Origin of the sequence: Bradyrhizobium genomosp. III, from assembly GCF_000261705.1 — a bacterium.
GTDB lineage: Bacteria > Pseudomonadota > Alphaproteobacteria > Rhizobiales > Xanthobacteraceae > Bradyrhizobium > Bradyrhizobium ottawaense.
This window is the reverse complement of sequence record NZ_AJQF01000280.1, coordinates 1-11,482: the sequence shown is the minus strand read 5'-3', so window position 1 is coordinate 11,482 and position 11,482 is coordinate 1. Positions and strand designations below refer to the sequence as shown.

The following is an 11,482-nucleotide window of genomic DNA, read 5'->3' as shown; positions in this document are numbered from 1 at the left end:
CCCCCAGCCGCTGGCCGCGACCATGGCCGGCGCTTCGATGCTCGCGGTGGAATGCCAGCCGAGCCGCATCGAGATGCGGCTGCGCACCGGCTATCTCGATCGCCAGGCCGCAACGCTCGACGAGGCGCTGGCGATCATGGTAGAGGCCGCCAAGACGAAGAAGGCGATCTCGGTCGGCCTGCTCGGCAATGCCGCGGAGATCTTCCCGGAGCTGGTGCGCCGCGGCGTCAAGCCCGACATCGTCACCGACCAGACCAGCGCGCATGATCCGATCAACGGGTATTTGCCCAAGGGCTGGACGCTCGCCGAGTGGGAAGCCAAGCGCGGCTCCGATCCGAAGGGGGTCGAGCGTGCATCGAAGACGTCGATGGTCGAGCATGTCCAGGCGATGCTGGATTTCCATGCGCAGGGCATTCCGACGCTCGATTACGGCAACAACATCCGCCAGATGGCGCAGGACATGGGCCTGAAGAACGCCTTCGATTTTCCCGGCTTCGTGCCGGCCTATATCCGCCCGCTGTTCTGCCGCGGCGTCGGGCCGTTCCGCTGGGCTGCGCTGTCGGGCGATCCCGAGGACATCTTCAAGACCGACGCCAAGGTGAAGGAGCAGATGCCCGACGACAAGCATCTGCACAATTGGCTCGACATGGCCAAGGAGCGCATCAAGTTCCAGGGGCTGCCGGCTCGGATCTGCTGGGTTGGCCTCGGTGACCGCCATCGCCTCGGCCTTGCCTTCAACGAGATGGTGGCACGCGGCGAGCTCAAGGCGCCGATCGTGATCGGCCGCGATCATCTCGACAGCGGCTCGGTGGCAAGCCCCAACCGCGAGACCGAAGCGATGAAGGACGGCTCGGACGCGGTGTCCGACTGGCCTCTGCTGAACGCGCTGCTCAATTGCGCCAGTGGCGCGACCTGGGTGTCGCTGCATCATGGCGGCGGCGTCGGCATCGGCTATTCCCAGCATGCCGGCATGGTGATCGTGGCCGACGGCACGCCGGAAGCGGCCAAGCGGATCGAGCGTGGGCTCTGGAACGATCCGGCGACCGGCGTCATGCGCCATGCCGACGCGGGTTACGAGACCGCGATCGACTGCGCCCGTGACAAGGGGCTCGATCTGCCGAGCCTTGCGAAGTAGCTAGCTGCTCGCCAGCAGCTTCGGCATCGTCGTCTTCGCGCCATCCATGAAGGTCTGGACGGCGTCCCGGACGATGGCGTCGAGATCGGGCGGGATCGGCGTCTCGTAGATGAATTTTCGGATGGCGAGATAGAAGATGCGGCCGTGCAGGCCCCAGAACAGCTCGGTCTCGCGCTCACCCAATGAGTGAGCTTTCGAGTCGGGCAGTTTGAGCTCGTGGCGCAGTTCGGCCGCCGCCGGTTCGATGATCTCGCGGCGGACGATGTCGAGATAGCGGCTGGTGATGCCGAATGACTTCATGCCGGAGAACACGAAGATCCGTACCCAATTGTATTCGAACACGCGTTCGACATAGTCGAGATAAAAGCGTGTGAGCCTTGCTTCGAGTGACAACGAACGGTCGCGGATCATCGGTCCCCAATCGGGCGACCAGCGGCTGAGATAGACCTCCTGGTAGACTCGCTCGATCAGCGCTTCCTTGCTCGGGAAGTGGCGGTAGATCGCCGAATGCGTGATGCCCATGCGCTTGGCGAGCTCGCGGGTCTGACCCTCGAAGCCGCGCTCGGCGAAGAAGCGGATGGCCTCGTCCACGATCGCGCGCTCGCGGTCGGCCGCGCGCATGTTGCGACGCTTTGGCGCGGACTTGCTGCCTGTCTCGGTCCGCTTGCGGACCGGTCGCCTCAAAGTTTTCTGCGCTCTTCGGGCCATCTCGTCGCTGAATCAACGTAACCCTGTCTTCATAACCCAAGGTGCTTTTGTGACCAAATGGTCATTTCCTGTTGACCGATCTCGGGAGCCGTGTCAGGATTTTGAGACCAGATGGTTACAAATCTGGCATCCCGGCTGATGAGCCGATGGATATCGAGGAAACGGCAGTGAAGGCGCGGGCTTTCAGCTATTTTCGGGCTGCGACGATCGACCAGGCGCTGGATGCTCACGCACGCGCCGGGGACGATGCGCGTTTCATCGCCGGCGGCCAGAGCCTGGTGCCGGCGCTGTCGCTGCGGCTGCAGGCGCCGCGGCTGCTGATCGACATTACGCATATCGACGAACTGTGCGGCGTCAGGCGTGAAGGTGACAGCTTGCGCATCGGTGCGCTGACGCGCCACTGCGAAATGCTGAGCGAGCCGCTGATCGCCGAGTTCGCGCCGCTGCTGCACGCTGCGGCACCGTTCGTCGCCCATCCCGCGATCCGCAACCGCGGCACGCTCGGCGGCAGCGTCGCACTGGCCGACCCCGCCTCCGAATTTCCGGCGATGACCTTGGCGCTGGATGCCGAGATCGAGATCGCCGGGCCCTCAGGCCGCCGGCGCGTCAAGGCCGACGACTTCTTCATCGACCTGTTCGAGACGGCGCTACAGCCCGGCGAGCTGATCACCGCGATCTACGTTCCGCTGTTCAGGGCGGATCAGCGCTTTGCGTTCGACGAGCTGGCGCGGCGGCGCGGGGATTACGCGCTGGTCGGTTGCGGCATCCTCGCGACCTGCACCGGGGAGCGCATTGACGACATCCGCATCTCCTTCTTCTCCGTCGGCAACACGCCGACACGGGCCAAAGGGGCGGAAACAATTTTGATCGGCGCGAGCCTGGATGCGGCATGCATCGCTTCCGCGCAAGGCGCGCTCGAAGGCGATCTCGCGCCGCCCGAGAGCGACGAGGTGCCGCCGGCGATGCGGCTGCATCTCGCCCGCGTATTGCTTGGCCGTCTGCTCGGACGTCTCGGTGAGGGAGCATGAGCGGCTTCGACGACAGCCTGCTGAACGAGGCGGACGAGACGGTGCGAGTCCGCCTCGTCGTCAACGGACGCAAGGTCGCCTGCGAGGTCGCGCCGCGCGAGACGCTGGTCGATTGCCTGCGCGACAGGCTCGAGCTGACGGGCACGCATGCCGGCTGCGAGATGGGCGCTTGCGGTGCCTGCCTGGTGCAGCTCGACGGCCGCGCCGTGCATTCCTGCCTGATGTTTGCGGTGCAGGCTGATGGCGGCAGGATCGACACGATCGAGGGGCTCAGCGAGAGCGGCCTGCTCGCCGATCTCCAGGCCGAATTTCATCGCCGCAATGCGCTGCAATGCGGCTTTTGCACGCCGGGCATGCTGATCAACGCCAACGAGCTGCTCTCGCAGACGGCGCAGCCGAGCCGCGACGAGATCCGCGACGCGCTGTCGGGCAATTACTGCCGCTGCACCGGCTATGAAGCGATCGTCGATGCCATCGACGCGGTGGCCAAAGCGCGCAGCGCACGCGGAGGCGCAGCATGAGCGCGCCGCTGACCTCGCTCGATCGGCCCAACTCCTATATCGGCCGTTCCGTGCCGCGGCCGAACGCCAAGCGGCTGTTGGCCGGGCGGGGACGTTATGTCAGCGACCTCCGTCTGCCGCGTATGCTCTTCGCCGCGTTCCTGCGTAGCCCGCATGCGCATGCGAAGATCGTCGCGATCAAGACCGAGCAGGCGCGTGCAATCGAAGGCGTGCATCTCGTCGCCACCGGCGCCGATCTCGCCAGGATCTGCACGCCCTGGACTGGCACGCTCGATCATTTCAAGGGCATGACCTCCGCACCGCAATTGCCGCTGCCGCTCGATCGCGTGGTCTGGGCCGGACAGGCGGTGGTCGCCGTCGTTGCCGAGAGCCGGACGATCGCCGAAGATGCGCTGGAGCTGATCGAGGTCGACTACGAGGACCTTCCCGTCGTCGTCGACATCGACGGCGCACGCGAGGCCGGCGGTCCGCTGGTCAATCCCGGCAGCGCCAACAACACCTGCTTCCGCAGCCAGCTCGACAACGGCGCTGTCGATGACGCCTTTGCGCATGCGGCCCATGTGGTGGAGGAGGAGTTCTCCTTCGGCCGCCATACCGCAGTGACGCTGGAGCCGCGTGCCATCGTTGCGGATTACGATCCGTCCGCGGGCACGCTCACCGTGCATCACGGCACGCAGACGCCGTACCAGTTCCAGGATCTCTACTCCCGCCACTACGGCATCCCGGAAGCGGGCGTCCGCGTCATCGCGACGGACATCGGCGGCTCCTTCGGGATGAAGCTGCATGTCTATCACGAGGACATGGCGGTGGTCGGTCTCTCGATCCTGCTCGGCCGTCCCGTGAAGTACGTTGCCGATCGCATGGAGTCCTTCGTCTCCGACATCCACGCGCGCGACCACCGCGTCCGCGCCCGCATGGCGCTCGATGCCAGGGGCGAGATCCTGGCGATGGACGTGCTGGATCTGACCGCGATCGGCGCGTTCTCGACCTATCCGCGCACCAGCGTGGTCGAGGGCAACCAGGTCATTCGCCTGATCGGCGCGCCCTATCGCTTCAAGAATTACCGCGCCACGCTGGAGGTGATCTTCCAGAACAAGGTGCAGACCAGCCAGTATCGCGCCGTCGGCCATCCCATCGCCTGCGCCGTCACCGAGCGGCTGGTCGACATGGCAGCAGGCAAGCTCGGCCTCGATCCCTTCGCCATCCGCGCGCGGAACGTGATCGCCGACGATGCCTATCCGCAGACCTCGCCGACCGGCTACCGCTTCGAGGCGCTGTCGCATCAGGCGTGCCTGAAGCGCCTGCACGAGATGATGGACTACGACGGCTTGCGTGCCGAGCAGGCGGATTTGCGCAAGCGCGGCGTCTATCGCGGCATCGGCATCGCCGCCTTCGTCGAGATCACCAATCCCAGCCCTGCGTTCTATGGCGTTGGCGGCGCGCGCATCTCCTCGCAGGACGGCGCCACTCTCAGCCTGACGCCGTCGGGCGAGGTCCGCTGCCTGATCTCGGTCACCGAGCAGGGGCAGGGCACCGAGGCGATCATCAGCCAGATCGTGGCCGACCAGCTCGGCCTTGCCCAGGAGCACGTCAAGGTCATCACCGGGGATACCGAGGTGACGCCGCATGGCGGGGCGACCTGGGCCTGCCGCGGCGCCGGCATCGGCGGCGAGACCGCGCTGCAGGCGACGCGCGCGCTCAAGCGCAACATCCTGGAGATCGCCGCGCTGATCCTCCAGGAGCAACCGTCGGCGCTCGACATCGTCGATGGCGAAATCGTCGACGCAGGCACGCGGAACCAACGGATGCCGATCTCCGAGATCGCACGCATTGCCTATTTCCGTTCCGATACGCTGCCGCCGGGCACGCAGGCGCAGCTCACGGTGAGCCATCATTTCGCGCCGCAGGGCTATCCCTTTGCCTTCACCAACGGCATCCAGGGCTGCTCGCTGGAGGTCGATGTCGAGACCGGTTTCATCAAGCTCCTGAAGCATTTTATCGTCGAGGATTGCGGACGCGTCATCAATCCGATGCTGGTCGACGAACAGCTCCGCGGCGGCATCGTGCAGGGGCTGGGTGCTGCGCTGTTCGAGGAATGCCGCTACAGCGACACCGGTCAGCTCATGAACGGCTCGCTCGCCGATTACCTCGTGCCGATGCCGATGGAGATGCCCGATATCGTCATCGCCCACGTCGAGACGCCGACCGCCGACACCGAGCTCGGCGCCAAGGGGGTCGGCGAGGCCGGCACGGCGGCGGCGTCGGCTTGCGTGCTCAATGCGGTCAACGACGCGCTCGCGCCGTTTGGTGCCACGATCAATTCGATCCCGATCACGCCTGCCAAAGTCCTGAAAGCCCTGAAGCGTTTCTAGAAAAAAGACAATTGGAGGAAATCATGCCCAAATCCGGTTCGACGTCGAAGATAACTCGCCGTACCCCACTCGCCGGCCTCTCGGCCGGCGCGGCGCTACTTGCCATGCCCCGGCTCGGCCGCGCCGCGGACGAGACGATCCGCATCGGCTTTCCGACGCCGCTGACCGGCCCGTTCGCGGCGGAAGCGCGCGATCAGGTCAAATGCGCCGAGCTCGCGGTGAAGCTCGTCAACGACAAGGGCGGCATCGGCGGCCGCAAGGTCGAGCTGCTGGTGCGCGACGACAAGCTCAACGCCGGTGAGGCCGCGACGCGTACGCTCGAGCTGATCGAGAAGGACAAGGTTCATGCCGTGGTCGGCGCGCTCTCCAGCGCCGTGCAGCTCGCGGTCAACGAGGTTACCCGCGCCCGCGGCGTGATCTACGTCTCGATCAGCCAGTCGGACACCATCAACGAAGCCAAGGATTTCAGCAAATACACCTTCCATGAAGCGCTGAACCCACACATGACGACAGCCGCGGTGGCGCGGCAGACGCTGAAGAAGGGTATGAAAGTCGCCCATCTCGTCGCCGATTATGCGTATGGCCATGAGATGCTGCGCGGCTTCAAGCGCGCGCAGGCGGCGATCGGTGCGGACAATGTCGGCGAGATCCTGCATCCGTTCGGTGCTGCCGACTATTCGACCTTCATGCCGCGCCTGATGTCGATGCGGCCGGACGTGCTCTGCATCTCCAATTTCGGCCGCGACCAGGCCAATGCGATCAAGCAGGCCGTGGATTTCGGCGTCAAGCAGCAGATGAAGATCGTCGTCCCCGTCATCCTGCACAACCAGCGGCTCGCGGTCGGCCCCGACGTGTTCGAGGGCGTCGTCGGCGGCGCCAACTATTATTGGGGCCTGGAGACGCAGAGCAAGTCGGCGGCCGCCTTCAATGCCGCGTTCAAGGCTGCCAATGGCGGCGCGATCCCGACCGACTACGGCGCCTATGGCTATTCCGGCGTCGGATCGTTGCTGGCTGCGATGCAGGCCGCCGGCGGCACCGACACCGATAAGGTGGTCGATGCGCTCGAGAAGCTGCAATATGATCTGACCAAGGGGCCGCAGCATTACCGCAAATGCGACCATCAGTCGGTTCAGTCGGTGCTGGTGCTGGAGTCCAAGAAGAAGTCCGCCATGGCGGGCGACAACGATCTGTTCGCCATTCTCGCCAACGACACCGGCTCGGACGACATGCTGCGCAGCTGCAGCGAGCTCGGCCACGCCACCTGAAGCCTGTGACGATGGACCTGTCGCTGATCATCATGCAGCTTCTCTCCGGGATCGCCCTTGGGGCGGTCCTGGTGATCACTGCGCTTGGACTGACGATCGTGTTCGGCATGCTCGGGGTGGTCAATTTCGCCCATGGCGCGCTGTTCATGATCGGGGCCTATGCCGGGCTGTATCTGGCCTCGCTCACCGGAAGCTTCTGGTGGGGGCTGCTGCTCGCGCCCATCCTGATCGGCGCTTTCGGCATGCTGATCGAGTTCGTGCTGATCCGCAGGCTGTATGGACGCTCGATCGACGATCCGCTGCTGCTCACCTTCGGCCTCAGCTACGTCCTGGTCGAGGGCGTGCGCATCGTGTTCGGCAGCGACGGCATTCCGTTTCCGACCCCGCCGCAGCTGATCGGCGTGCTCGATCTCGGCATCGGCTTCTTCCCCCGCTACCGCCTGTTCGTCATCGCGCTGGTGGCGGTGGTGCTGCTGGCGCTCTGGCTGACGCTGGAGAAGACCCGTGTCGGCCTGATCGTGCGCGCAGGTGCGCGCGATCCCACCATCATGCAGGTGCTCGGTGTCGACATCGGCCGGGTGTGGCTTGCGATCTTCGGGCTCGGCGTCGGTCTCGCCGCGCTGGGTGGCGTGCTCGCCGGGCCCATGCGCAGCGTCAATCCGGAGATGGGCTCGCTGGTACTGGCCGAAGCCTTTGTCGTCACGGTGATTGGCGGTCTCGGCTCGATCGTCGGCGCGGTCGTGGCCGGCCTCATGGTCGGCATTTCCATCAGCCTGGTGGCGCTGTTCGCGCCTGAAATGGCGACCATCGTCATGTTCGCGCTGATGGCGGTGGTGCTGCTGATCCGCCCGCAAGGCCTGTTCGGCGTGAGAGGGAGGACGGCGTGACGCACCCTTCGAGCGGCGAGGCTCTCGCCAAGCCTGCGCCGAGCGGGCTCGGCCGGCTTCTCGACCACCGCGTGCTGCTCTCCATCGCCGTGCTGGCGATATTGCCTTGGCTGCTGCCGTCCAAGGCGCTGGCCGTCAACGTCCTGATCTACGGTGTCGTGGTGATGGGCTACAATCTGCTGTTCGGCTACACCGGGCTGTTGTCGTTCGGGCAGGCCGCGTTCTTCGGGGCGGGTGCATACTTTACCGGCATTGCGATCGGCCGCTATGGCGTGCCGTGGTTTGCCGCGGTCGCGCTCGCCGTGGGTCTCAGCACCTGCCTGGCGGCCCTGATCGGCATTGTCTCGACGCGCACCCGCGGCATCTATTTCTCCATGGTGACGCTCGCTTTGGCGCAGCTCGTCTACTACGTCGCGCTCCAGGCGTCCTCCTTCACCGGCGGCGAGAACGGCCTGCGCGGCTTCACCGTCGACCGCATCAGCCTGTTCGGCCTCCAGGTCAATTTCCTCGACCCCATCAACAAATATTACGTGCTGATGGCCTTCGCGGCGCTGGCGATGTGGTTCCAGTCGCGCATCTTGAACTCGCCGTTCGGGGCCGTCATCGAGGCGATCCGCGAGAACGAGCAGCGCGCGCGGGCCTGCGGCTACGACGTGGAGCGCAGCAAGCTGGTCGTGTTCATGCTGTCGGGCGCGATCTCCTCGCTCGGCGGTTGCATGCTGGCGCTGCATCTGTCGATCGTGCCGCTCGACATCCTGCACTACCAGACCTCGGGCATGATCGTGATGATGGTGCTGCTCGGCGGCGCCCGCAGCTTTTTCGGACCCTTCGTCGGCGCGGCGAGCTTCCTGATCCTGGAGGATGTCATCTCGCTCTGGACGCCGCATTGGCAGATCTTCGTCGGCGCGATCTTCGTGCTGTTCGTGCTGTTCCTGCCCAAGGGCATCTGGGGCACGCTGCTGGATGCCCTTCGCATCGGAAAGGCGCGGCGATGAGCGGCGAACTGCTTCGCGCCGAGGGAATCGGCAAGCGCTTCGGCGGCTTTGTCGCGCTCGAGGATATTACCTTGTCCTTTGCGGCGGGGCAGCTCACCTCGATCATCGGGCCGAACGGTGCCGGCAAGAGCACGTTCTTCAACATCCTCTCAGGTGCACTGACGCCGACCTCCGGCAAGCTGCATTTCCGGGGGCGTGAGCTGAACGGCCTGCCGCAGCACCGCTTCGTGCACCAGGGCATTTCACGGTCCTACCAGATCACCAACATCTTTCCGGACCTGTCGGTGCACGAGAACGTCCGCGTCGCCGCCCAGGCGCTGACCGTGAGCTATGACATCTGGCGGAATCGCGCGCGGCTGACCGAATTGCATGCGCGTGCCGATGCGGCAATCGACGCGGTGGGGCTTCTCGGCAGGCGAAGCGAATTTGCAAAGTTCCTCTCGCACGGCCAGCAGCGCGCGCTGGAGATCGCGATCGCGCTGGTCTCCGAGCCCGAGTTGCTGCTGCTCGACGAGCCGACCGCCGGCATGGGTCCCGAAGAGACCAAGGACATGGTCGCGCTGCTGGAACGGCTCGCCGACAAGCGCACGGTACTGCTGGTGGAGCACAAGATGAAGATGGTGCTGGGCCTGTCCAAGCGCGTCGTGGTGCTGCACCACGGCCGCCTGCTCGCGGACGGCGCGCCGGACGAGATCAGGAGCAATCCGGAAGTCCGCCGGGTCTATCTCGGACAGAGTGAAGGTTATGGCTGAGACAGCGCTGCTCGAAATCGAAGATCTCCACGCCTGGTATGGCGCGAGCCACATCCTCCACGGCATTTCGCTGCACGTGAAGGAGGGCGAGGTGGTTGCCCTCGTCGGTCGCAACGGCGCCGGCAAGACCACGACCTTGCGAACCATGATGGGCCTCATGCCGAAGGCGACCGGCCGCGTGCGCTTTGCGGGCATGGAGCTCCTGCCGTTGCGCGCCCATCAGCGCTTCCACCTTGGCCTCGCTTACGTGCCCGAGGAGCGGCGCATCGTTCCCGGGCTGTCGGTGCGCGAGAACCTCCGGCTCGGTCTCGTCGCGGCCGGCAGCGGCATCGAGGAGCGGGCCGCGATCGACGAAATCGCCGCGACCTTTCCGCGCCTGAAGGAGCGCCTCGACCAGGAGGGCGTGACGCTCTCCGGTGGAGAGCAGCAGATGCTGGCGATCGCGCGCGCACTGATCGGCAAGCCCAAGATGATCCTGCTGGACGAGCCCTCGGAGGGCATCATGCCCGTCCTCGTCGAGGAGATGGGCGTGCTGTTCCGTCGCCTGCGCGACGAGGGCAAGACATTGCTGCTGGTCGAGCAGAACGTCGAATGGGCGCTGCGGCTGGCCGACCGCGCCGTGATCATCGACCAGGGCGAGGTCGTGCATCAAAGCAGCGCGGCGGCGCTGCTCGCGGACAAGGACATCCAGGAACGCTACTGCGCGGTCTGACGTTTAGCCCGCTAGGCCACGACCTTGGCGCCGTCGAGGCGCTGGCGTTCGTTCGCGAGATAGTCGCCGATCGCATCGGCTGACATGGGTCTTGCGAAATAATAGCCCTGGATGAAGTCGCAGCCGAGCCGGCGCAGGGTGTCGAGCTGGGCGCGGGTCTCGACGCCCTCGACGACGTAGGCGATCTCCATGTCGTCGCAGAGGCCCGTCAAAGACTTGATGATCTTGTGACTGACCGGATTCTCGTTGATGTCGGCGACGAAGCTGCGGTCGACCTTTGAATTTGTCGAGCGGCAGCCGGTGCACGTGGCTCAACGAGGAATAGCCGGTGCCGAAATCGTCCAGCGAGATGCCGCAGCCCATCGCCTTCAGCGTCGAGATGGACTGCTGCGCGCGCACGAAATCGAAGGTGACGGCGGTCTCGGTGATCTCGAAGTCGATCCGACGCGGCGACAGGCCGCTCTTCTCGATGATGGAGATCAGCGGCAGGATGCCTTCGGCGGCACAGACGTCGTGGGCGGACAGGTTGAACGACAGGCGGATGTCGTCGGGCCAGGACTTGGCCGTCGCGAGCGCCCGCGCCAGCAGCGTCTGCGTCAGTGGGCGGATCAGGCCGATGTGCTCGGCCGCCGGAATGAAATCGGCGGGGGAACCCCAGCCGAGACGCGGGCTGCGCCAGCGCGCCAGCGTCTCGAAACCCGCAGTGTGCTCGCTCATGGCATCGACGATCGGCTGGAACACCAGCTCCATCTCGGCGCCAAAATCGGAGGTGCGCAGCAAATTCTCGATCACGCCGCGGCTGCGGATCTCGGCCTCGAGCTCGCCCGAGAAGATCACGGTGCGTCCGCGCAGTTGGCGCTTGGCATGATAGAGCGAATAGTCGGCGCATTCATAGAGAGCTTCCGATGTCGTCGCGGAGTCCGGAAACAGCGCAAACCCGATCGAGCAGGACAGGCCGGTGTGCGCGGTGTCGAGCTGGTAAGGCAGCTTGACCTGCCCGCCGATGCGTTCGCCGAGCCGTGCCAGATCGGCATCGTCGGGATCGCCGCAGACGACGAGGCCAAACTCGTCGCCGCCGAGCCGGGCGAACTCCACCCGTTGCGGGCC

At 65.5% G+C, this 11,482-nt stretch carries 10 protein-coding genes and 1 pseudogene; 9 read left to right on the top strand and 2 right to left on the bottom strand.

Annotation, left to right across the window (positions count from 1 at the left end; all coding sequences use genetic code 11):
- Nucleotides 1–1,135: urocanate hydratase (gene hutU / locus IC66_RS0123560; protein WP_038949245.1), on the top strand; the 1,135-nt coding region annotated here is incomplete at its 5' end.
- On the opposite strand, the gene IC66_RS0123555 is transcribed toward hutU, so the two are convergent.
- The gene (locus IC66_RS0123555; protein ID WP_038949244.1) at nucleotides 1,136–1,756 is read right to left on the bottom strand and encodes a TetR/AcrR family transcriptional regulator; all 621 of its coding nucleotides are present in this window, start codon (nucleotides 1,754–1,756) and stop codon (nucleotides 1,136–1,138) included.
- A 254-nt stretch (nucleotides 1,757–2,010) separates the two neighbouring features.
- Between IC66_RS0123555 and IC66_RS0123550 the strand changes: the two genes are divergently transcribed.
- The 8 genes from IC66_RS0123550 to IC66_RS0123515 are packed head-to-tail and all read left to right on the top strand — an operon-like array spanning nucleotide 2,011 to nucleotide 10,375.
- A complete protein-coding gene (locus IC66_RS0123550; RefSeq protein WP_038949243.1) occupies nucleotides 2,011–2,871 on the top strand; it encodes an FAD binding domain-containing protein in 861 nt (286 codons plus the stop codon).
- Entirely contained in the window at nucleotides 2,868–3,392 is a 525-nt protein-coding gene (locus IC66_RS0123545) for a (2Fe-2S)-binding protein (protein WP_038949242.1), read from the top strand. Before IC66_RS0123550 ends, IC66_RS0123545 begins: the two co-directional genes overlap by 4 nt.
- Nucleotides 3,389–5,764, top strand: coding sequence for a xanthine dehydrogenase family protein molybdopterin-binding subunit (locus IC66_RS0123540; RefSeq protein ID WP_038949241.1), 2,376 nt, complete (start codon nucleotides 3,389–3,391; stop codon nucleotides 5,762–5,764). Before IC66_RS0123545 ends, IC66_RS0123540 begins: the two co-directional genes overlap by 4 nt.
- A 23-nt stretch (nucleotides 5,765–5,787) precedes the next feature.
- Nucleotides 5,788–7,029 (top strand): ABC transporter substrate-binding protein, encoded by a 1,242-nt coding sequence (locus IC66_RS0123535; RefSeq protein ID WP_038949239.1) that lies wholly within the window; start codon nucleotides 5,788–5,790, stop codon nucleotides 7,027–7,029.
- Nucleotides 7,030–7,040: 11 nt separating this feature from the next.
- Nucleotides 7,041–7,916 (top strand): branched-chain amino acid ABC transporter permease, encoded by an 876-nt coding sequence (locus IC66_RS0123530; protein ID WP_028142726.1) that lies wholly within the window; start codon nucleotides 7,041–7,043, stop codon nucleotides 7,914–7,916.
- On the top strand, nucleotides 7,913–8,911 hold the full coding sequence (locus IC66_RS0123525) for a branched-chain amino acid ABC transporter permease (RefSeq protein WP_038949238.1): 999 nt from the start codon (nucleotides 7,913–7,915) through the stop codon (nucleotides 8,909–8,911). Before IC66_RS0123530 ends, IC66_RS0123525 begins: the two co-directional genes overlap by 4 nt.
- The gene (locus tag IC66_RS0123520) at nucleotides 8,908–9,663 is read left to right on the top strand and encodes an ABC transporter ATP-binding protein (RefSeq protein ID WP_038949237.1); all 756 of its coding nucleotides are present in this window, start codon (nucleotides 8,908–8,910) and stop codon (nucleotides 9,661–9,663) included. The genes IC66_RS0123525 and IC66_RS0123520 overlap by 4 nt, the downstream gene beginning before the upstream one ends.
- Complete coding sequence (locus tag IC66_RS0123515; protein WP_038973420.1) at nucleotides 9,656–10,375, top strand: ABC transporter ATP-binding protein; 720 nt, start codon at nucleotides 9,656–9,658, stop codon at nucleotides 10,373–10,375. The genes IC66_RS0123520 and IC66_RS0123515 overlap by 8 nt, the downstream gene beginning before the upstream one ends.
- An 11-nt stretch (nucleotides 10,376–10,386) precedes the next feature.
- On the opposite strand, the pseudogene IC66_RS0123510 reads toward IC66_RS0123515, so the two are convergent.
- Nucleotides 10,387–11,482 (bottom strand): annotated as a pseudogene (locus tag IC66_RS0123510) (putative bifunctional diguanylate cyclase/phosphodiesterase); the annotation flags it as partial.

Excerpts from the sequence above, each read along its gene's own strand:
- IC66_RS0123545 (WP_038949242.1), top strand. The coding sequence starts at position 2,868 with ATGAGCGGCTTCGACGACAGCCTGCTGAACGAGGCGGACGAGACGGTG.
- IC66_RS0123540 (WP_038949241.1), top strand. The coding sequence starts at position 3,389 with ATGAGCGCGCCGCTGACCTCGCTCGATCGGCCCAACTCCTATATCGGC.
- IC66_RS0123535 (WP_038949239.1), top strand. The coding sequence starts at position 5,788 with ATGCCCAAATCCGGTTCGACGTCGAAGATAACTCGCCGTACCCCACTC.
- IC66_RS0123555 (WP_038949244.1), bottom strand. The coding sequence starts at position 1,756 with ATGCGCGCGGCCGACCGCGAGCGCGCGATCGTGGACGAGGCCATCCGC.
- IC66_RS0123520 (WP_038949237.1), top strand. The coding sequence starts at position 8,908 with ATGAGCGGCGAACTGCTTCGCGCCGAGGGAATCGGCAAGCGCTTCGGC.
- IC66_RS0123515 (WP_038973420.1), top strand. The coding sequence starts at position 9,656 with ATGGCTGAGACAGCGCTGCTCGAAATCGAAGATCTCCACGCCTGGTAT.
- IC66_RS0123530 (WP_028142726.1), top strand. The coding sequence starts at position 7,041 with ATGGACCTGTCGCTGATCATCATGCAGCTTCTCTCCGGGATCGCCCTT.